The sequence below is a fragment of the Microbacterium esteraromaticum genome (assembly GCF_028747645.1).
GTDB classification, from domain to species: domain Bacteria; phylum Actinomycetota; class Actinomycetes; order Actinomycetales; family Microbacteriaceae; genus Microbacterium; species Microbacterium esteraromaticum_C.
The window spans coordinates 2,009,153-2,030,432 of sequence record NZ_CP118100.1 but is presented as its reverse complement, the minus strand read 5'-3'; the positions used below and the strand labels follow the sequence as shown (position 1 = coordinate 2,030,432).

The following is a 21,280-nucleotide window of genomic DNA, read 5'->3' as shown; positions in this document are numbered from 1 at the left end:
GCCCCCGCCCAGCGCGCACACAAGCTGCGTGCTTCGACCTCTCCAGAGGTGTGCATGTTTCAGAAGATCCTGGTGGCCAATCGCGGCGAGATCGCGATTCGCGCATTCCGTGCGGCATATGAGGTAGGGGCGCGCACCGTCGCGGTGTTCCCCTGGGAGGATCGCGGATCCCTGCACCGTCTGAAGGCCGACGAGGCGTACGAGATCGGTGAACGCGGCCACCCGGTTCAGGCGTACCTGGACGTCGACGAGATCATCAAGGTCGCGATCGACGCCGGTGCGGATGCCATCTACCCGGGCTACGGATTCCTCTCAGAGAACCCGGAACTGGCCGAGAAGGCGGCCGCCGCGGGCATCACCTTCATCGGTCCGCCGGCCGCGGTGCTTGAGATGGCCGGCAACAAGGTCGAGGCTAAACGGCACGCGATCGAGGCCGGCGTTCCCGTGCTGCGCTCGACCGAGGCATCCGATGATGTCGACGCGCTGGTGGCGCAATCGGACGAGATCGGCTTCCCGCTATTCGCCAAGGCCGTCGCCGGTGGTGGCGGCCGCGGCATGCGCCGCGTCGAGACCAAGGGCGAGCTGGCGCCGGCGCTGGCCGAGGCGATGCGCGAGGCCGGCGCCGCTTTCGGCGACGCGCGCATGTTCCTCGAACAGGCCGTGCTGCGTCCCCGCCACATCGAGGTGCAGATCCTCGCCGACGGGCACGGCGGCACCGTGCACCTGTTCGAACGCGACTGCTCGGTGCAGCGCCGGCATCAGAAGGTGATCGAGATCGCCCCGGCACCGAACCTGGACGACAGCATCCGCGCCGACCTGCACCGTCATGCCATCGCCTTCGCGAAGTCGATCGGCTACCAGAACGCCGGCACCGTCGAGTTCCTGCTCGAGACCGCGGGGCCGCGCGCCGGCGAGGTCGTCTTCATCGAGATGAACCCCCGCATCCAGGTCGAGCACACGGTCACCGAGGAGGTCACCGACGTCGACCTGGTGCGCGCGCAGATGCAGATCGCTGACGGCGCCACTCTCGCCGACCTGCATCTTGAGCAGAGTGATATCCACCTGCGCGGCGCCGCCCTGCAATGCCGTATCACCACCGAGGACCCGACCCAGGGGTTCCGCCCCGACACCGGCAAGATCACCACCTACCGCTCGCCCGGCGGGGCGGGCATCCGGCTCGACGGTGGCACCACGGCCGCGGGTGCGCAGATCAGTCCGTACTTCGACTCGATGCTCTCGAAGCTCACCTGTCGTGGCCGATCGTTCGAGAGCGCCGTCTCGCGGGCCCGCCGTGCGCTGGCCGAGTTCCGCATCCGCGGGGTATCGACGAACATCCCCTTCCTGCAGGCGGTGCTCGACGATCCGGCCTTCGCGGCCGGAGATCTGTCGACGTCGTTCATCGACGAGCGTCCCGAGTTGCTGCGCGGCCGCGTCTCGAAGGACCGCGGCACCAAGATCCTCAACTGGCTCGTCGACGTCACGGTCAACAAGCCGCACGGCGAGAGCCCCTTGGCAACACCGCCCGCCCAGAAGCTGCCCGCGATCGATCTGAGCGCGCCGGCGCCGTCGGGTTCGCGACAGCAGCTGCAGCAGCTCGGCCCGGCCGGGTTCGCCGCTGCGCTGCGCGCCCAGCAGCTGCTCGCCGTGACCGAGACGACCTTCCGCGACGCGCACCAGTCGCTGCTGGCCACCCGCGTGCGCACCCGTGATCTGGTGGCCGTGGCCCCCCATGTGGCCAGGATGACCCCGCAACTGCTGTCGGTCGAGGCCTGGGGCGGTGCGACCTACGACGTCGCACTGCGCTTCTTGGGGGAGGACCCCTGGGAGCGCTTGGCTGCGCTGCGCGAGGCACTGCCCAACATCAACATCCAGATGCTGCTGCGTGGCCGCAACACCGTCGGCTACACGCCGTACCCGACCGAGGTCACCGATGCGTTCGTGCGTGAGGCGGCCGCGACCGGCGTCGACATCTTCCGCATCTTCGACGCGCTCAACGACGTGTCCCAGATGCGCCCGGCAATCGACGCGGTCCTTGCCTCCGGCACCACCGTCGCCGAGGGGGCGCTCTGCTACACCGGCGACCTGCTCGACCCCGCTGAAGAGCTGTACACGCTCGATTACTACCTGCGCCTTGCCGAGCAGATCGTCGACGCCGGCGCTCATGTGATCGGCATCAAGGACATGGCGGGCCTGTTGCGCCCCGCGGCGGCCGGCAAGCTCGTCCGCGCACTGCGCGAGCGGTTCGATCAGCCGGTGCACGTGCACACGCACGACACGGCCGGCGGACAGCTGGCGACCCTGCTGGCCGCCAGCGACGCGGGAGCGGATGCTGTCGACGCGGCCGCTGCGCCGATGTCGGGAACCACCAGCCAACCGTCGCTGTCGGCACTGATCGCCGCGCTCGCTCACACCGAGCGCGACACCGGCATCGACCTGCAGGCGGCATCCGACCTGGAACCGTACTGGGAGGCCACCCGGCACCTGTACCGCCCGTTCGAGTCGGGGCTGCCCGGTCCCACCGGCCGCGTGTACCACCACGAGATCCCCGGTGGTCAGCTGTCGAACCTGCGGCAGCAGGCGATCGCACTGGGCCTCGCCGATGATTTCGAGCTGATCGAGAACATGTACGCCGCGGCCGACCGCATCCTGGGCCGTGTGCCCAAGGTCACCCCCTCGTCGAAGGTGGTCGGCGATCTGGCGCTGCACCTCGCCGCGGTGAAGGCCGACCCCGCCGACTTCGAGGCGAACCCCGAGAAGTACGACATCCCCGACTCGGTGGTGGGCTTCATGTCGGGTGAGCTCGGCGACCTGCCCGGCGGCTGGCCCGAGCCGTTCCGCAGCAAGGTGCTCGCGGGACGCGCGGCGACGACCCGCGTCACGCCGCTCACCGAGACGCAGCAGGCCGCACTTGATGGCACCGCCGAGCAGCGCCGCGGAATGCTCAACGAACTGCTGTTCCCGGTTCCGACCAAGACGTTCCGGCAGAACCGTGACGAGTACGGCGATCTGTCGGCGCTCGAAACCAGTGACTACCTGTACGGGCTGGTGCCTGGCGCGGAGCACGCCGTCGACATCGAGCGCGGAGTTCGCCTGTACGTCGGCTTGGAGGCGATCGGCGAGGCCGACGCCAAGGGCATGCGCACCGTGATGACGACACTGAACGGGCAGCTGCGGCCGGTGTCGGTGCGCGACCGGTCCGTGGCCGTCGACTCGCACGAGGTCGAGAAGGCCGACACGTCCAAGCCCGGGCAGGTCGCAGCTCCTTTCTCGGGTGCAGTGACGCTGAAGGTCGAAGAGGGCGCCGTCGTGCGGGCCGGCGATGCGGTCGCCTCGATCGAGGCGATGAAGATGGAAGCGGCCATCACCGCGCCCGTCGGAGGCGTCGTGGAGCGGCTCGCGATCGCCTCGACTCAGCAGGTCGACGCCGGTGATCTTTTGGTCGTCATACGTGCGGAGCACTAATCTTGTGCGGGCGCATTTTCGCGCCGAAGCCTGGAGATGAACCGTGACCCCGAAGAACCCTGTCGATCCCGCCGAGGACGATTCCCTGGGAATGCTGGATGACGCACCGTCGTCCGACATCGCCGGAATCGGGCTCCCCGGTGCCACCGCGCAGGTGAGCGTCTCGGTGCCGACGGGAGCGGACGATGACGATCTCGTCGACGACGAGGTCATCGATGGCGAGATCGCTACGCCCGAGGTCGTCTCGGAGCTGATCCTCGACACCTCCGCCGTCGCCGACGCCGACACCGTCGCGCGCATGGAGCAGCAGGCGCCCGACATCGTCATCGAGCTGCCCGCCGAGCAATTGGCGCCGCCGGCGTCCGAGCAGGTCGATGCGGTCGTGTCCGATGAGAGCGCGGACGCATCGGCTGCCCGCATCGACGAGGCTCCGGTCGACGGCCCCGCCGCTCCGGAGACCGCGGAGATCGTGATCGACATGGATGCCGAGGAAGAGACGGACGCCTCCGAGCGCGCCGAGACCGAGGTGGATGCCGTCGCTCAGCCTGCAGGCGCACCTGAGACGGAGAACACCGTCGACGCCGACGAGGATGCTGGTGCCGACGATGCGGGCAACGATGACGAAGCTGGCAACGACGACACCGATGCCGGTAGCGACGACGCCGAGGCCGCCGTCGACTCCACCGACCGGGCGGATGACCTGGATGCCTCCGAACTCGCCCGCCTGGAATCGGTCGTGGCGGCCGCCAAGGCGCAACTGCACGACGCCATGACCCCGCAGCGGGTGACAGCAACCCCGTCGCCCGCACAGAACGACGCTCGGCCGCTCTCGGTCGACCCCGCAGAGGAGAACACACCGGTGGCGAACGAACATCGCGCAGCGGGCACCCAGCCCGCGGCCGCCGTGGCGCGGGTATCCGAAGAGCCGCGCCCCGCGGCCGACATCACGCTGGCATCCAAGCGCCTCGACGACCTGGGTGAGGCGAGCCGCGAGAGCGCCGACCTGCTCACCGCCGATCGTCTGCTCGAGCCGTCGCGCATCGCCAAGCCCGAGCCCGAGGGCACCTGGAGCCACCTGCTGTACACCCTCTCCGGCGGGCGCATCAACGTCGGCGACAGCCGCAAGGCGCGCGAGCGCAAACAGCTGAACGCGCGCATCTCCGCGCAGATGCCAGGAACCGCTCGGTTCGTACCGGTGCTGTCCCGCAAGGGCGGCGTGGGCAAGACGACCGTGACCGCCCTGCTGGGCATGGCACTGGCCGATGCACGTGACGACCGAGTGATCGCCGTTGACGCGAACCCCGACCGCGGCACGCTCGCAGAACGCGTCGTGGGTGGGCACACGAAATCGGTGCGCGACCTGGTGCGTGCCCAGCACGACATCCGCGGGTACCACGACATCTCTGCACTGGTCGCCCGGGACCACACGCGTCTGGACGTGCTCGCCTCAGACGCCGACCCGCGTGTCTCAGAGGCGTTCGGCGACTCCGACTACCGGGACGTTGCCACCGTCGCCGCCCAGTACTACTCGCTCGTGCTCACCGACTCCGGTACCGGGATCGTTCACGCGGTGATGGGCGCCACGCTCGACCTGGCCGACCAGCTCGTGATCGTCTCGGGACTCAGCGTCGACGAGGCGCGGCTGGCGTCCGAGACGCTGACGTGGCTCGAGACGAACGGGCACGCCGACCTGGCACGTCGCGCGATCGTCGTACTGAACCAGTCCACGCCCGGGGCGCCGCTGGTGCGCCTGAGCGAGCTGGAATCGCACTTCTCGACGCGGGCCGCGCACGTGCTGCGCATCCCCTACGACCCCCAGATCGCCGGTGGTGGCCCGATCGACTTCGCCAGCCTGCAGCCGGCTACTCGCCAGGCTGCGCGCGAGGTCGCCGCCGTGCTCGTCGAGGGCCTGCGGACGCGGGGCGCCTGATGACCGTCCGCGAGATCCGCCTGTACGGCGACCCGGTGCTGCGCACCGTGAGCGCACCCATCGAGCAGATCGATGACGGCGTGCGGTCACTGATCGCCGACCTGCTCGACACGGTCGAGCTGCCCGGACGCGCCGGCGTGGCCGCCAACCAGATCGGATTCGCGCTGCGCGCCTTCAGCTACAACATCGACGGCGACATCGGCTACGTCATCAACCCGGTGCTCACCGAGGTGCGTGGCGAGGCGGTGCCGACCGGTGAGGGCTGCCTGTCGGTGCCGGGACTCTGGCACGACACCCCGCGCTACCCGTGGGCCCGCGTGGAGGGCATCGACCTCGACGGCCGTCCCGTTGTGCTCGAGGGCGAGGGGCTGCTCGCCCAGGCCCTGCAGCATGAGACCGACCACCTCGACGGCAAGGTGTACCTGAGCCGCCTCGAGGGAGAGACCCGCAAGCTGGCCATGCGCCAGGTGCGGGAGAGCGACTGGTTTTGAGCGAGCGCCAGCGAGTCGAAATGTGGTGAGAGAACGAGAAATGCCCCCGCGGTTGCGGGGGCATTTCTCATCTGCGGATGCTGATCAGCCCAGCGGCGTGGTCGTGGTCTGCACCTGCTCGTCGTAGATCCCGGCGATGTCGGCGGCGAAGTCGGTCAGGATGACGTTGCGCTTGATCGACATCTTCGGCGTGAGGTGACCGCTGGCCTCGGTCCACTCGGTCGGCAGGATGGTGAACTTGCGCACCGACTCGGCGCGCGACACGGCTTTGTTGGCGCGGTCGATCGCGCGCTGTACTTCTTCGCGCACCGCTGCATTCGTGCTGGCCTCGGCGAGCGACATCTCGGCGGGGAGCCCGTTGTTCGCCAGCCAGGTCGGCAGCATCTCGGGGTCGAGGGTGACGAGGGCCGAGATGAACGGCTTCTTGTCGCCCAGCACCACGACCTGACCGATGATCGGGTTCGAACGGATGGGGTCCTCAAGCGCGGCGGGGGAGACGTTCTTGCCACCGGCGGTGACGATGATCTCCTTCTTGCGGCCGGTGATGGTCAGGAAGCCCTCGGAATCGAAGCTGCCCAGGTCACCGGTGCGGAACCACCCGTCATCGAACGCCGCCGCGGTGGCCTCGGGGTTGTTCCAGTACTCCTTGAAGACGTTGACGCCCTTGACCTCGATCTCGCCGTCCTCGGCCAGACGCACGCCCACGCCGGGCAGCGCAGGGCCGACCGTGCCGATCTTGGACTTGTGCGCAAGGTTCACGGTCGCCGGTGCGGTGGTCTCGGTGAGACCGTAGCCTTCGAGGATCACGACGCCGAGGCTGTGGAAGAAGTGGCCGAGACGCGGACCCAGCGGAGCCGAGCCCGACACCGCGTACTTGACCTTGCCGCCCATCGCCTCACGCAGCTTGCTGTAGACGAGCTTGTCGAACAGGGCGAACTTCAGCCGCAGCCCGAACGGCACCTTCTTGCCCTCTTCGAGCAGCTTGGAGTGCTCGACGGCCACGGCGGCCGCGGCGCGGAAGATCTTGCCCTTGCCGCCGGCCTCGGCCTTCTGCTCGGCCGAGTTGTACACCTTCTCGAACACGCGCGGCACGGCGAGCAGGAAGGTGGGCTTGAACGACCCGAGCGCGGGCAGCAGCTGCTTCGTGTCGGGCTGGTGGCCCGTGCGCACGCCGGAGTGCACGGCGAGGATCGAGATGAAGCGGGCGAACACGTGAGCGGTCGTGATGAACAGCAGTGTCGAGGCGCCGGGCATCGAGACGACCTCGTCGAGGGCCTTGGCCGAGTTGCGGGAGAGCTCGACGAAGTTGCTGTGCGTGAGCACGCAGCCCTTGGGGCGTCCTGTTGAACCGGAGGTGTAGATCAGCGTCGCGATGTCTTCGCCCCGGGCGAGGTTGCGCCGACGCTCGATCTCAGCATCCTCGATGTCCGCGCCCTGCGCGGTGAGGGTGTCGATGGCTCCGAGGTGCATCTGCCAGACCTCGCGCACCAGCGGCAGGTCGCCACGCACCTCGTCGGCGCGGGTGAAGTGCTCGGGTGACTCGACGATCAGTGCGGTTGCGCCGGAATCCTCCATGATCCACTGGATCTGCGAAGGCGAGCTGGTCTCGTAGATCGGCACCATCACTGCACCGGCGTAGAACAGTGCGAAGTCGATCAGCGTCCACTCGTAGGTGGTGCGCGCGATGAAACCGACCTTCTCGCCGGGCTGCACGCCGGCGGCGACGAAACCCTTGGCCAGGGCGATCACCGCGGTCTCGAAGTCCTTCGCCGAGACATCACGCCAGCCGTCGCCGTCCGGTACGCCGAACAGGGCGAGGTGAGGCGTCTTCTGCACGCGCTGCGCGAGCAGATCGGAGACGTTCCCCTCGGGGTCGGCGGGGATGATCGCGGGGACTTCGAACTGGGCCACGGCAGCTCCTTCGGTACCTGTCGAGCGGGTAATCATCCGAGTCTATGGCATGGAATCAGGTCGCAGTCCAGATGGAACTGGGTCGCGAGACGCCGTGCGGCGCTAGACTGCGAGACGATGTTCTACTGGCTGATGAAGTATGTGGCGATCGGCCCGCTGGTCAAGGCGATCTTCCGCCCCTGGATCACCGGGCGAGAGAACGTGCCCGCCACCGGCGCCGCGATTCTGGCGAGCAATCACCTGTCGTTCGCGGACTCGATCTTCCTGCCCCTGCTGCTCGATCGTCCGATGTCGTTCCTCGCCAAGAGCGACTACTTCACCGGCAAGGGCATTCGTGGCTGGGCGACCAAGGCGTTCATGAAGGGCACCGGTCAGATTCCCATCGACCGCTCCGGGGGCAAGGCCTCCGAAGCCTCGCTGAACACCGGCCTGCAGATTCTGGGGCGCGGTGATCTGCTGGGCATCTATCCCGAGGGCACTCGCAGCCCCGACGGGCGCCTGTACCGGGGGCGCACCGGCATCGCCCGGATGGCGCTGGAGGCCAAGGTCCCGGTCATCCCCGTGGTGATGGTCGACACCGACACCGCGATGCCGATCGGCAAGCGGATCCCCAACGTGATGCGTGTGGGGGCGGTCATCGGGGAACCGCTCGATTTCTCGCGCTATGCGGGGATGGAGAACGACCGCTACATCCTGCGCGCCGTCACCGACGAGATCATGATCGCGCTGCACCGTCTGGGCGCGCAGCAGTACGACGATGTGTATGCCTCCACCGTCAAGGACCGCCTGCCCGCAACCGCCAAGCGCTGAACGCCCGCGACAACGTCGAAACACGGCGGATCGGCGTCGTTTCCGAGGGCTAAGCTGGGGCGATGCACTCCTCGCATTCTGATCTCGACCTGTGGCGCTCCCTTCCGATCAAGCAACAGCCGCAGTGGCCGGATGCCGAGCATGTCGCCGAGGTCTCGTCGCAGATCGCGGCGCTGCCGCCCCTGGTGTTCGCCGGTGAGGTCGACAACCTGCGCGCGCGTCTGGCACGTGCGGCATCGGGCGAGGCGTTTCTGCTGCAGGGGGGTGACTGCGCCGAGACGTTCGCCGGCGCGACGGCGGATCAGATCCGAAACCGGATCAAGACGGTGCTGCAGATGGCCGTGGTGCTCACCTACGGCGCATCGATGCCGGTCGTGAAGATGGGGCGCATGGCCGGGCAGTTCGCCAAGCCGCGCTCGAGTGACACTGAGACGCGGGGCGACGTGACGCTGCCCGCGTACCGCGGCGACATCGTCAACGGGTACGACTTCACCGAGAAGTCTCGTCAGGCCGACCCGGGTCGACTCCTGCAGGGCTACCACATGGCCTCGTCGACGCTGAATCTGATCCGCGCGTTCACGCAGGGTGGGTTCGCCGACCTGCGCGAGGTGCACTCCTGGAACAAGGGCTTCGCCCAGAACCCGGCCAACCAGCGCTACGAGCGCATGGCCGCCGAGATCGATCGCGCGATCAAGTTCATGGAGGCTGCGGGCGCTGACTTCGAGGAGCTCAAGCGCGTGGAGTTCTTCACCGGGCACGAGGGTCTGCTCATGGACTACGAGCGACCCATGACCCGCATCGACTCGCGCACCGACAACCCGTACAACACCTCGGCGCACTTCCTGTGGGTGGGGGAGCGCACGCGCGACCTCGACGGCGCGCACATCGACTACTTCTCGCGCATCCACAACCCGATCGGCGTCAAGCTCGGCCCGACCACGACGCCCGAGACCGCTCTTGCGCTGATCGACAAGCTCGACCCGAACCGCGAGCCGGGACGACTGACGTTCATCACCCGCATGGGCGCGGGCAAGATCCGCGACGCGCTGCCCCCGCTGCTTGAGGCCGTGCGCGACTCCGGCGCCAACCCACTGTGGGTGACCGACCCGATGCACGGCAACGGCATCACCACCCCCAACGGGTACAAGACGCGCCGTTTCGACGACGTCGTCGATGAGGTGCGCGGCTTCTTCGAGGCGCACCGCGCCGTCGGAACGTTCCCGGGCGGCATCCACGTCGAACTCACCGGCGACGACGTCACCGAGTGCCTGGGCGGCTCGGAGCGCATCGACGAGGCCGGCCTCGCGACCCGCTACGAGAGCCTGTGCGACCCGCGCCTGAACCACATGCAGAGCCTCGAACTGGCGTTCCTTGTCGCCGAGGAGCTCGAGAAGCGCTGACGCGACGCGGTCAGGGGAGCTTGCGGAGGGCATCCTCCGCAGCGACCCAGCCGAGCATCGCGCACTTCACGCGGGCGACGTACTTCGACACACCGCCGAGCGCTGCGGCATCGCCGAGCAGCTCGGGGTCGGGGGCGATGCGCCCGCGTGAGCGCATCGCTTCGCGGAACACGGCGATCCGATGCTCGACATCGGCGATCGGGAGGCCCTCAACGAGCTCGGCGAACAACGAGGCGGATGCCTGCGAGATCGCGCAACCGTGTCCTTCCCACGCGATCGCCTCGACGGTGCCGTCCGCCGCGGTGTGCACCTGCAAGGTGATCTCGTCTCCGCAGGTGGGGTTCAGCTGGTGGGACTGCGACGGCACGGCGTCGCGCAGCCCGAAGCCGTACGGGGTGCGGGAATGATCGAGGATCAGCTCCTGGTACATGCCCTGCAGGTCGGACGAGGCCATCATGCCCTCCGGAAGAAGTCGATGCAGCGGGCGACGCCGTCGATGACGGCATCCACCTCGTCCGCGGTGTTGTACAGATAGGTGCTCGCACGCGTCGACGAGGTGACGCCGAGGCGGCGGTGCAACGGTTGTGCGCAGTGATGACCGACGCGCACGGCGATGCCGGCGTCGTCGAGGAACTGCCCGACATCGTGCGAGTGGATGCCGGCGACATCGAAGCTCGCCAGTCCCACCCGCGGAAGATCGATTCCCGCGCCGAGCACACGCACGCCGTCGAGGGCCGAGAGGCCTTCGATGAGCCTCGCGCCGAGCTCCGCCTCATGCGCGGCGATCCTCGGCATCCCGACTCCCTGCAGATACCTCACCGCCTCTGCCAGTGCCACGGCCTGCGACACGCGCTGCGTGCCCGCCTCGAAGCGCTGGGGCGGCGGAAGGTACTCTGCCTCGGTCGAGGTGACCGTGGTGATCATCGAACCGCCCGTCAGGAACGGCGGCATGATCTCAAGCAGCTCGCGACGCCCGTACAGCGCGCCGATGCCGGTGGGACCGAGCATCTTGTGTCCCGACAGCACCGCGAAGTCGACATCGAGCGCGTGCACGTCCAGCGCGACATGCGGAGCCGACTGGCAGGCGTCCAGCAGCACGAGTGCTCCGACGGCGCGTGCCGCGGCGATCAGCTGCTCGACGGGGTTCACCACCCCGAGGACGTTCGACACGTGCGTGAACGCCACCAGGCGCGTGCATGGTCCGATCAGCTCGGCCGCGGCATCCATGCGCAGCGCGCCGTCGTCGTCGAGCGGGATCACCCGCAATGTCGCGCCCGTGCGCGCGGCGAGCTCCTGCCAGGGGATGAGGTTGGCGTGGTGCTCCATCTCGGTCGTCACGATCTCGTCGCCCGGGCCGAGACGCAGCCGTGCGCTCTCGGCGCCGCCGCGGCCGATCGACGCGTTCGAGAACGCGTAGGCGACCAGGTTGATCGCTTCGGTCGCGTTGGAGGTCCAGACCACCTCGTCCTCGTCGGCGCCGATGAAGTCGGCGAGAGCGGTGCGGGCGTCCTCGAACGCGAGCGTCGCTTCGGCGGCCAGCGTGTGCGCACCGCGGTGCACGGCCGAGTTGAGCGTCGTGGTGAACGCGCGTTCGGCATCGATCACCGCGAGGGGACGCTGCGAGGTCGCCCCCGAGTCGAGGTAGACGAGCGGATGCCCGTTGACCCGCGTCTGCAGGATGGGGAAGTCCGCACGCAGGCGCTGGACCTCCTCGTCGCTGAACGCAGGGGGAGACGCGGTACCGATGCTCATTGTTCTAGCCTCTCATCCGCTGGCGGTGCTGGGGCCGGCGGGCGGGACGGGGTGGTCAGCCGCTGACGTTGATGACGATGTAGATCTCGGTGCCGGCGCGGTGCATCGTGCCCGACTCGGGATCGGTGCTCTGGGCCTTGGTCAGGCCATTGGGCACACCGTTCCAGAACGGTGCGTAGTCGACCGTGAATCCGGCATCCTCGAGCTTCTGGCGCGCCTCGTCGCGGGTCAGTCCCGCAACATCGGGCACCTCGAACAGCTGCGGTCCCTTCGACAGGGTCAGTGTCAGCGCGTCACCGGGGCGCCAGCTGCCCCCACCGGGACGGTCGGTGCTCTGGCGGATCACCGCGCCCGCCGCCACCGAGTCGCTGAACTCCTCGGGACGCTCGTCGGCGACCTTCAGCCCGGCATCGGAGAGGGTCGTGATCGCGTCGTCGAGCGACTTTCCCGTGACGTTGGGAACCGGACCGAGCGACATCTGGATCAGCGCCGTGTCGTCCTCGAAGACGTCGCAGCCGGTACCGCACGCGTAGCTCTCATCGCTGCCCCGCGGGGTGATCCGCACGTTCAGCACCAGGTCGCGGTCGAGGTCGGCGAAGTAGCTCGCCGTGTCGTCCTCGACGTTGACGTTGTTCGCGGTGAGGATGTCGCGCACCTCTTGCTCGGTCTTGCCGCCCAGATGTGGAAGCGTGTGCTGAGCGGGACCGGACGACACGACGAGCGTGACCGTGCTGTCCTGCTCGACCCGTTCGCCCGCGCCGGGCCGTGACTCGATCACGTCGCCCTCGTCGACATCCACAGAGGACTCGTCGGTGCGTTCGGGAATCAGCCCCTCGGCCGTCACGACCGCCGCGGCATCGTCGTAGCTCATCCCAGCGACCGACGGCACGCCCACGAGCGATCCCGGACCCGAACCGAACCACCAGCCGACGCCTCCGGCTGAGACCGCGAGCAGCAGCACGAGCGACAGCAGGAGGGCGCCGCGCGCGCGACGTCGCGACGTGCGGCGCCGTAGCCGGGCCGCGTTGTCGGCATCCACCGGGACGTCCTCGGTGTGGTCGGCCGTGATGACACCCGGAAGGATCTTCGTGACCGCACCGGAGTCGTGATCGCGGTGCGCCGCGGTGGTCGTGGTGACCACGGGCGCGATGCCCAGATCGCGTTCGATCTCGCGCAGCCGGGTGAGCATGGCGCCCGCATCGAGCGGGCGATCGTCGGGGGACTTCTCGGTCGCCCACAGCACGAGCTCGTCGAGCTGCTCGGGGACCGCCGTGTTGCGCGTGCTCGGCCGCGGCACCTGCTCGGTCGCGTGCTGATACGCGATCTGCATGGGCTGCTCGCCCTTGTACGGCTGTTCGCCGACGAGCATCTCGTAGAGCATGATGCCCAACGCGTAGATGTCGCTACGGGCATCGGCTGTGCCGCGGGTGACGAGTTCTGGTGCCAGATAGGCGATCGTGCCCAGCAGCTGAGCGCCCGTGGCGGTGTTGGCCGTCGTGGCGCGGGCCAACCCGAAGTCGCCGATCTTGATGCGGCCGTCCTCGGCGAGCAGCACGTTCTCGGGCTTGACGTCGCGGTGCACGATGCCGGCGCTGTGCGCGGCGGCGAGTCCGGACAGCACGGCGTCCATGATCGTGATCGTCTGCGGGACGGTGAGACGCTTCTGCTCGCGCATCAGCTCGCGCAGGGTGATGCCCGGAAGGTACTCCATCACCAGGTACGCCAGTTCGCCGTCCTGACCCTGGTCGAACACGTTGACCACGTGCGGGTCGGCGAGCCGGGCGGCGGCGCGCGCCTCTTGGATGAAGCGGCTCTGGAAGGCCGAGTCGTCACTGAGGTGCGCGTGCATCACCTTCAGGGCGATGCGCCGTTCCAGGCGCATGTCGGTGGCGACGTAGACCGTCGCCATCCCGCCTCGTGCAATTCGTGCGCGTACCCGGTATCGGCCGTCGACAAGCCGCCCGATGAGGGGGTCGGCCTGCGGAGTAGTCACAGATGAAGTCTATGAAGAAGCGGCTGTGAGGCTCGGCAACGGCGCACCTGCACGAGGTATCGATCCGGTGACGTCCGGCGCGTCATCGGCGTGTCGCGCTCACAGGGAGGCCAGCCAGCGGAAGGACTGCTGCTCCCACTGGCCGTACCGATCGGGGTACGCCGAGATCTGCACGGCCTGTGCGGCGCCGGTGAACGACATGTTCTGCCAGCCCGAGATGTCGAGCAGGCCGCGCGTCGCACGCCCGTTGGGGTCTTGCTTTCCGCCGTAGAAGACGCGGATGCTGCGATCGGCGTCGAGGATCTGAGCAGCCGTTCCCCAGCCCTGACTCGGGCGCTGCTGGAACAGGCCCAGCGAATCGCGATCGCCGTAGTCGAGGTTGCGCATGGAGGACTCGACCATGGCGGTTGCCAGCGCGATCGCGATTCCGCGGTCGGAGATGCCCAGCTCGCGCCCGACACGGATGATGTGTGCGGCGTGCGCCTTCTGGGTCGCGTCGAGCGTCGCGTAGCGCTGGGCGCTCGCCGCCGGTGCTGCCACCGGCGCGCTCAGGCGCACCGTCTGGCCGGGATAGATGATCGCGCCGCTGCTCAGGTTGTTCGCGCGCAGCAGCACGCTCACCGACGTTCCGTACTTCTTTGCGATGCCGTAGAGGGTGTCGCCGGCGACGATCCGATGAGTCTTCGCTGGGGAGGGCGTGCTGGGCGTGCCCGTGGTCGGGGCGCCCGTCGTCGGTGTGGACGGAGCGGATGCCGTCCCACCGATCCGCAGTTTCTGGCCCGGGTAGATCACGGCGTTGCGCCCCAGGCCGTTCGCGGACACGATGGCGCTGACCGAGGAACGGTACTTCTTTGCGATCGCGTAGACCGTGTCGCCCCGTTTCACGGTGTGCACTGCGCCGCCGGTCTGCGTGACCGGCTGTGGAGACGACGTCTTCGGTGGCTGTTGCGCGGTTGCCGGCGGTGTCAGACGGAGTTTCTGGCCGGGGTAGATCACCGAGCGTGCGTTCAGGCCGTTCCAGTTGAGCACGTCTGCGGGGCGGAGTCCGTTGCGGATCGCGATCGCGTACACGGTGTCACCGGCGCGGACCGTGTGTGTTGTGGGACGCGTGGATGCCGGCGTGACCGCCGCCGGGATTGGCGTCGCAGCGTGCGGACGCGGGTTCAGCGCGGTGGGGCTCAATGCCGTGAGATCGGCGGTGCGAGCAGCGGGCGCGCTCTGTTGCGCGTGTGCGGGTGAGACCGTCAGGGCAGCGGCGAGGGCGCCGACCACGGCTGCGGGTGCACCGAATCGGAGCGGCGCGGTGTGCGAGGTGCGAGCCGTCATGTCAATCTTCTCCCCCTGAGTCGCTGAGAAAACGCTGACACGGTTGTATAGCGTTGTCAACCGAAGTGGTAGAAGTGAAAGCTGTTACTCATGCGGTTTCGGCGCGTTCGACGGTGCCAACGGCGCGGTGTCGGCCCCGGGGTGAGATAGTGGAGGGGTGACTGAGAACGCACCGGATACCTCTGCCTGGCTGACGATTCCCGAACTCGTCGACGCCCTTGACGAGACGCCGGGCCGCGTACGCCGCCTGCTCGACGAGCGCTACCTGATCGGCTCGCGCCGCGGTGGTGCGTTCGCCGTTCCCGCGGTGTTCATCGCCGACGGTCGCCCGCTACCCGCGCTGCGCGGCACGGTGATCGTGATGCAGGACGCCGCGTTCTCGGACGACGAGATCATCGATTGGCTCCTGGCCGAGGAAGAGACGCTTGGCCGCTCGCCGATTGCCGCTCTCCTGGCGGGCCATAAGAGCGAGGTTCGACGCGTGGCGCGCGCCCTCGCGTAACCCCGTTCGCCGCGTGTGCGTGATGTGACCGACTGCGGTCACGCGGAACGGGCGATCGCGGCCTGCGCCAGCGCACCCAGCTCGTCGGCCGCGCCGGACTCGACCGGTAGCGCGCCCAGCGCCCGCTCCGCGGCCGCGGTGTAGTCGTCGATCATCTTCTCGACGTGGGTGAGCGCGCCGCTGGAACGGATCAGCGTCTGAATCGTCTCGACGTCAGCATCCGATAGTCCCGCATCGCCGAGGCCCGCATCCAAGCGCTCGCGTTCCTCCGGCGTCAGCCGCTCGCGCGCGACGGCGACGAGCGCGGTGCGCTTGCCCTCGCGCAGATCGTCGCCGGCGGGTTTGCCGGTCACTGCGGGGTCGCCGAACACGCCGAGCACGTCATCGCGCAGCTGGAAAGCCATGCCCACGGGGTGTCCGAACGCGCGCAACGCGTCGAGCAATCCAGGCTCGGCGCCGGCAAGCGTCGCCCCGAGAACGATCGGCTCCTCGACGCTGTACCGCGCCGACTTCAGTGCGGCCACGCGCAAAGCCCGGTCGAGCGGCGAGGTGGTCGGAGAGGTGTTCCACGCCGACTCCTCGGTGACATCGAGCAGCTGGCCGATCGTGACGTCGCGTCGCATTCGGGCGTACTCGGCACGGGCGGCAGCGGCATGCGGATGCCCGACAAGGGTCTGCTCGAGCAGGTCGTCGCTCCAGGCGACGAGCAGGTCTCCGAGGAGCACGGCGGTGGAACGGCCGAACGCCTCGGCGTCGCCGTGCCATCCCGCCCGGCGATGCGCCGCCTCGAGAGCGCGGTGCGACGCCGGCTTGCCGCGGCGGGTGTCGGAGTTGTCGATGAGATCGTCGTGCACGAGCGCGGCGGACTGGAAGATCTCCAGTGCAGCAGCCAGGCCCCACACCTCGTCCTGCGGGCTCGCGACGCGCCCGGATGCCGCATGCCAGCCGGCGTGGCAGAACCGGGCGCGCAGTCGCTTGCCGCCGGCGAGTGTGGCGGCTGCCGCATCAATGAACAGGGCGGCGTCGGGGCCGTACTCGGCACTGCTGCCGCGGATCTCATCGAGGAAACGGCCGAGGCGGGCGGCTACGGCATCGAGCGCGAGCGAAGAAGACACGATTCCCAGCCTAGATGCAGGAATCCGGGGGTGCTTGGCTAGCCGAGCGGGCCGCGCGCGGCTAGACTGGATAGACCGAACCGAGGGGGTTGGACATGCCTCTTTCCGAACAAGAGCAGCGCATGCTCGACGAGATGGAGCGCCATCTCCTGCAGCATGACGCAGACGTGGTCAGCGCGCCAACAGGCGACCGCGCGCTGAGCTACCGAAACCTGGTCTACGGGGCCGTGCTGCTGCTCGTCGGCGTCGGTGGTCTCATCGCCGCCGTAGCGCTCGGCGCCAGCCTGGGCCCGGTCGGCAGCATCGTCATCGGTGTCGTCGCGTTCCTCGCGATGCTCGGTGGTGTCATCCTCGCGTTCACCCCGGTGCGACGCGCCGGCGGCGGCGCGCCCGCACAGGCCCCGCGCGGCGGCGCCAATCCTCAGGACACCTCGTTCATGGACAAGATGAACGACCGCTGGGATCGGCGCCAAGAAGAACGTTGATCTGATCCGCTGACAGAGCCCGGATGCATAGCATCCGGGCTCTTCTGCGTTTCGGCGGTGATTTTCCTCCACTGTCCTCCACCCCGTGGATCCGCGTGATCACGGGGTTTTTGCCGCCCGAACCGGGAGGTGCCTGGGAATGCGTCAGAAAGGGGGAGTGAAAGTGGAGGGAAGTGGAGTAAAGTGGTGCGCACCTCGGTCGGCCGGACGCAGGGGGGTGATGACCGGTGCTTTTGGGGACGCATTCGCCGAAGCTCGATGACAAGGGCCGGGTCATCCTGCCCGCGAAGTTCCGTGAGGATCTCGGCGGGGGAGTCGTCGTCACCCGCGGGCAGGAACGCTGCCTCTACGTGTTCAGCACCGCCGAGTTCGAGCAGCTCCATGAGCGCATCCGTCAGGCCCCACTGAGCAACAAGCAGGCGCGGGACTTCCTGCGCATGTTCCTGTCGGGTGCGAGCGCCGAGATGCCCGACAGTCAGAACCGCATCACGCTCCCCGCCCACTTGCGCCAGTACGCCGGCCTGGGCAAGGAGCTGGTCGTCACCGGAGTCGGCGCCCACGCCGAGATCTGGGATGCGGCCGCCTGGAACGACTACCTGGAAAGCAATGAAGAGTCCTACGCCGATCTGGAACAGGAGGTGATTCCCGGATTGTTCTGACCCCGGTTGTGATGCCTCGCCGCTCCGCCCCGACACACTTCCCCGGTGCCGGGTCGAGCGGAGAGGAATCAGAGCCGGAGGTCACGGGAGAGAGATCATGAGTATCCGCGACATACACACACCTGTATTGCTGGACCGCTGCGTCGAGTTGCTCGAGCCCGCACTGCGACACGACGGCGCCGTGCTCGTCGACGCCACCCTCGGCATGGGAGGACACTCCGAGGCGTTCCTGGAGCGCTTCCCGAACATCCGCCTGATCGGACTCGATCGAGACACCGACGCGCTGCGCATCGCCGGTGAGAGGCTGGCGCCGTTCGGGGACCGCGTGACGCTCGTGCACACCGTGTACGACGAGATCGGCCTGCACGCGCAGGGCGCCGACGCGATCCTCTTCGACCTGGGCGTGTCGTCGCTACAGCTCGACGAGGCGGACCGCGGTTTCGCGTACTCGAAGGACGCACCGCTGGACATGCGGATGGATCAGACGAAGGGCCGCACGGCAGCGAGCATCATCGCCGAGTACAGCGAGGGGCAACTGCGACGCATCTTCGAGCGCTACGGCGAAGAGAAGCTGGCCGGTCGCTACGCCCGCTTCATCGTGGCGGCGCGCGACAAACAGCCGATCGTCCGATCGGGTGAGCTCGTCGACCTGCTGGTCGCCGCGACGCCGGCCGCCGCACAGCGCGCCGGTCACCCCGCCAAGCGCGTGTTCCAGGCGCTGCGTATCGAGGTCAACTCCGAACTGAGCGTGCTGGCCGACGCGATTCCGTCCGCCATGGACGCACTGACCGTCGGCGGTCGCATCGCCGTGATGTCTTATCAGTCGCTGGAGGACCGACTGGTCAAGCAGGCCTTCGCCGCCGCCTCGGCATCGACCGCACCACCAGGGCTTCCGGTCGAACTACCCGAGCACGCTCCACGCTTCCGGGTGCTGACGAAGGGGGCCGAACTCGCCGATGACGACGAGCGCGCGCGCAATCCGCGTGCGATCCCGGTGCGCCTGCGGGCAGCCGAGAAACTGCGAGAGCCGACATGAGCCTGCAGACCGCACGTGCGCATCCGCAGGAGACCCCGCGGTCGGAGCCGCGGCGGCGCCTGCGCGCGCTGGTCGCGCCGGAGCCGCGGCGGCGACCGAAGGTCGCCTACGCCGCACTCGCCGTCGCGGGGGCCCTCGCCATCGGCGCAGCGCAGGTGGGGATCTCGTTCGCGACCACGCAAGACGCCTTCGTGCTGGCGCAGCTCACCAGCCAGCAGCACGATCTCGACCTGCAGAAGCAGGCGCTGCACGAGAACATCGTGGGATTGAGCTCGCCGCAGTCCTTGGCCAGCAGGGCTGACACCCTGGGTCTCGTCGTCGCTGGTTCGGCGTCGTACCTGCGAGTGAGCGACGGAACCGTGCTCGGGTCCGGAGACGTCGCCGACTGGACGTCGACGGTCAACCCCAACGGCTCCACGTCGGTGGGCAACGCGCTTCTTTTGCCGCCGCCGGAGATGCCGCCGCAGGACGAAGCACCGGCGGACGACGCCACGGCGTCGGACACCGGGCCCGCGCTGCCACCGACCGTCACCGACGGACTGCCCTCGCCCACGACCCGATAGCCGCACTGAAAGCCCGCCCGGACGGAGACCCGCATGACGACACGAGCCACCCGCGGTCCGCGGCGCCGCACCGTCGTCGCCCTCGCCGTCGTCCTGATGGTGCTGGCGGCGTTCATCTTCCGTCTGGTCGACATCCAGATCGTGCATGCCGACGAACACGTCGCCCAGGGCGTCAACGACGGCAATCTCGGCACGACGAGAACGATCGAGGGCACCAGGGGAGACATCGTCGACGAGCACGGCACCGTGCTGGCATCCAGCGTGCTGGTCTACGACGCCGAACTGTCGCCGTTGGTCATCGACACTATCGAGAACGATCCGAAGAAGAAGCCCGAGATCCCGTGGGCAGAGGCCAGTGAACGAATCGCACAGGTCACCGGGGACGACGGCGCGGAACTGCGTGCCGCGGTGGAGGAGCGCCTCGCGGAGAATCCGGAGTCGCAGTATCTGCCGGTCGCCAAGGGGCTCAACACCGAGCAGTATCTCGAGCTGCGCGAACTCGACCTTGTGTATCTGCACATGAAACCTCGCTCGGTGCGGGTCTACCCGAACGGCGCGGTCGCGGGGAGCGCCGTCGGTTTCCTCAACGGGTCGGGAGAGGCGCAGTACGGTATCGAGCGCATGCAGGACCAGTGCCTGTCGGCGACCGACGGCGAAGTGACGTACCTTCGCGGCCAGGGCGGCGTCAAGATCCCGGGCAGCGAACGCACGACACCTGCGGTGGACGGCGGAACCGTGCAGCTCACGATCGACAGCGACCTGAACTGGTACCTGCAGCAGATGATCGCTGAAGAGGCGAAGAAGCAAGGCGCGCAGGCGGGGTCGGTCACGGTCGTCGAGGTGGCGACGGGCAAGATCCGTGCGATGGCCGAGTACCCCACGGTCGACCCGAACGACATCGACTCGGTTTCGCAGAAGTACTGGATGTCGCAGATCTTCGCCGATGCCTACGAACCGGGATCGACATTCAAGCCGGTCACCGCGGCCATGGTGATCGACCAGGGCGCTGCCACGCCGCTCAGCAGCGTCACGGCGCCGTCGCGCGAGGTCTTCCCCAACGGGGCGGTCGTCAACGACCCGTTCTACCACCCGGTGTACGACTACACCTTCGCGGGAGCTCTGATCGACTCGTCCAACGTGTCGATGTCGAAGTTCGGCGCGAAGGTGTCGGCGCAGTCCCGCTACGACTACCTGCAGCGGTTCGGGGTCGGCGACGCCACCGGGGTCGGTTTTCCTGCGGAGCAGCAGGGACTGATCCACGACCCCAACACCTGGGATAACCAGACGCTGTACACCACGACGTTCGGCCAGGCCTTCACCGTCACACCGGCGCAGATCGCCGGTGCCTATCAGGCGCTCGGCAACGGCGGGCTCAAGGTGCCGCTCTCGCTCGTTGAGTCGTGTACCCTCGCCGACGGCACCGTCGTCAAGCCAGATTCTCCCGAGCCGGAGCAGATCGTCTCGGAGCAGACCGCCGACCAAGTGAACCGGATGCTGGAGAACGTCGCCGTACAGGGTGGACTGGCCAGCGCCGTCGAGGTGCCCGGCTACCGGATCGGCATGAAGACCGGTACCGCACAGAAGCCCGACGGCAAGGGCGGATACAAGCCGGGCATCTACTTCACCAACATGGCGGGGATCGCTCCGATCGAGGATCCGCAGTACGTCGTTCTGGTCACGTTGGACGAGCCGACTAAGATTAGGACTTCGGCGGCCACCGCCAGCGCCTTCCAGAAGGCGATGACGCAGGTGCTGAAGACGTACAAGGTCGCGCCCTCGTCGCAGCCGATGGATGAGCTGCTTCCCAAATTCGACTAGCCGGCGACCCGCCGCCGCGCATGGAGA

Annotated in this window: 17 protein-coding genes; 11 read left to right on the top strand and 6 right to left on the bottom strand. The window is 68.3% G+C overall.

Annotation, left to right across the window (positions count from 1 at the left end; translation table 11 throughout):
- Positions 1-54 precede the first annotated feature (54 nt).
- From PTQ19_RS09530 to def, 3 genes are read left to right on the top strand one after another with little or no spacing between them, the layout of a single operon-like run.
- Entirely contained in the window at positions 55-3,462 is a 3,408-nt protein-coding gene (locus PTQ19_RS09530) for a pyruvate carboxylase (protein ID WP_274367139.1), read from the top strand.
- Between the two features lie 43 nt (positions 3,463-3,505).
- On the top strand, positions 3,506-5,392 hold the full coding sequence (locus tag PTQ19_RS09525; protein WP_274367138.1) for an AAA family ATPase: 1,887 nt from the start codon (positions 3,506-3,508) through the stop codon (positions 5,390-5,392).
- Positions 5,392-5,883 (top strand): peptide deformylase, encoded by a 492-nt coding sequence (gene def, locus PTQ19_RS09520; protein ID WP_222446987.1) that lies wholly within the window; start codon positions 5,392-5,394, stop codon positions 5,881-5,883. The genes PTQ19_RS09525 and def overlap by 1 nt, the downstream gene beginning before the upstream one ends.
- A gap of 84 nt (positions 5,884-5,967) precedes the next feature.
- On the opposite strand, the gene PTQ19_RS09515 is transcribed toward def, so the two are convergent.
- The gene (locus PTQ19_RS09515) at positions 5,968-7,794 is read right to left on the bottom strand and encodes an AMP-dependent synthetase/ligase (RefSeq protein WP_274367137.1); all 1,827 of its coding nucleotides are present in this window, start codon (positions 7,792-7,794) and stop codon (positions 5,968-5,970) included.
- Between the two features lie 117 nt (positions 7,795-7,911).
- Here PTQ19_RS09515 and PTQ19_RS09510 point away from each other — a divergent pair, with 117 nt between their 5' ends.
- Together PTQ19_RS09510 and PTQ19_RS09505 are read left to right on the top strand one after the other, a co-directional pair.
- Positions 7,912-8,604 carry a lysophospholipid acyltransferase family protein gene (locus PTQ19_RS09510; protein ID WP_274367136.1) on the top strand — a complete coding sequence of 231 codons (693 nt, stop codon included), beginning with the start codon at positions 7,912-7,914 and terminating at the stop codon, positions 8,602-8,604.
- A gap of 62 nt (positions 8,605-8,666) precedes the next feature.
- Positions 8,667-10,004 carry a class II 3-deoxy-7-phosphoheptulonate synthase gene (locus tag PTQ19_RS09505; RefSeq protein WP_274367135.1) on the top strand — a complete coding sequence of 446 codons (1,338 nt, stop codon included), beginning with the start codon at positions 8,667-8,669 and terminating at the stop codon, positions 10,002-10,004.
- Between the two features lie 10 nt (positions 10,005-10,014).
- Here the strand turns inward: PTQ19_RS09505 and sufU are convergent, their stop codons facing one another.
- From sufU to PTQ19_RS09485, 4 genes are all read right to left on the bottom strand, one after another.
- A complete protein-coding gene (gene sufU / locus PTQ19_RS09500) occupies positions 10,015-10,458 on the bottom strand; it encodes a Fe-S cluster assembly sulfur transfer protein SufU (protein ID WP_274367134.1) in 444 nt (147 codons plus the stop codon).
- On the bottom strand, positions 10,458-11,756 hold the full coding sequence (locus tag PTQ19_RS09495) for an aminotransferase class V-fold PLP-dependent enzyme (RefSeq protein ID WP_274367133.1): 1,299 nt from the start codon (positions 11,754-11,756) through the stop codon (positions 10,458-10,460). The genes sufU and PTQ19_RS09495 overlap by 1 nt, the downstream gene beginning before the upstream one ends.
- A gap of 55 nt (positions 11,757-11,811) precedes the next feature.
- Entirely contained in the window at positions 11,812-13,749 is a 1,938-nt protein-coding gene (pknB, locus tag PTQ19_RS09490; protein ID WP_274367132.1) for a Stk1 family PASTA domain-containing Ser/Thr kinase, read from the bottom strand.
- Positions 13,750-13,848: 99 nt separating this feature from the next.
- Positions 13,849-15,075 carry a LysM peptidoglycan-binding domain-containing protein gene (locus tag PTQ19_RS09485; RefSeq protein WP_274367131.1) on the bottom strand — a complete coding sequence of 409 codons (1,227 nt, stop codon included), beginning with the start codon at positions 15,073-15,075 and terminating at the stop codon, positions 13,849-13,851.
- 157 nt (positions 15,076-15,232) lie between these two features.
- Here PTQ19_RS09485 and PTQ19_RS09480 point away from each other — a divergent pair, with 157 nt between their 5' ends.
- Positions 15,233-15,577 (top strand): Rv2175c family DNA-binding protein, encoded by a 345-nt coding sequence (locus tag PTQ19_RS09480; RefSeq protein ID WP_179410522.1) that lies wholly within the window; start codon positions 15,233-15,235, stop codon positions 15,575-15,577.
- Positions 15,578-15,615: 38 nt separating this feature from the next.
- On the opposite strand, the gene PTQ19_RS09475 is transcribed toward PTQ19_RS09480, so the two are convergent.
- The gene (locus PTQ19_RS09475) at positions 15,616-16,692 is read right to left on the bottom strand and encodes a polyprenyl synthetase family protein (protein WP_338000574.1); all 1,077 of its coding nucleotides are present in this window, start codon (positions 16,690-16,692) and stop codon (positions 15,616-15,618) included.
- 95 nt (positions 16,693-16,787) lie between these two features.
- Here PTQ19_RS09475 and PTQ19_RS09470 point away from each other — a divergent pair, with 95 nt between their 5' ends.
- The 5 genes from PTQ19_RS09470 to PTQ19_RS09450 all read left to right on the top strand — a co-directional run bounded on the left by PTQ19_RS09470 (position 16,788) and on the right by PTQ19_RS09450 (position 21,253).
- Positions 16,788-17,177 carry a DUF3040 domain-containing protein gene (locus PTQ19_RS09470; protein WP_274367130.1) on the top strand — a complete coding sequence of 130 codons (390 nt, stop codon included), beginning with the start codon at positions 16,788-16,790 and terminating at the stop codon, positions 17,175-17,177.
- 227 nt (positions 17,178-17,404) lie between these two features.
- Positions 17,405-17,836 (top strand): division/cell wall cluster transcriptional repressor MraZ, encoded by a 432-nt coding sequence (gene mraZ, locus PTQ19_RS09465; RefSeq protein WP_179410524.1) that lies wholly within the window; start codon positions 17,405-17,407, stop codon positions 17,834-17,836.
- 97 nt (positions 17,837-17,933) lie between these two features.
- A complete protein-coding gene (gene rsmH / locus PTQ19_RS09460; protein ID WP_206820263.1) occupies positions 17,934-18,872 on the top strand; it encodes a 16S rRNA (cytosine(1402)-N(4))-methyltransferase RsmH in 939 nt (312 codons plus the stop codon).
- Positions 18,869-19,435, top strand: a complete 567-nt coding sequence (locus PTQ19_RS09455; RefSeq protein ID WP_274367129.1) for a hypothetical protein — start codon at positions 18,869-18,871, stop codon at positions 19,433-19,435. The genes rsmH and PTQ19_RS09455 overlap by 4 nt, the downstream gene beginning before the upstream one ends.
- A 33-nt stretch (positions 19,436-19,468) precedes the next feature.
- Entirely contained in the window at positions 19,469-21,253 is a 1,785-nt protein-coding gene (locus tag PTQ19_RS09450; RefSeq protein WP_274367128.1) for a peptidoglycan D,D-transpeptidase FtsI family protein, read from the top strand.
- Positions 21,254-21,280 lie beyond the last annotated feature (27 nt).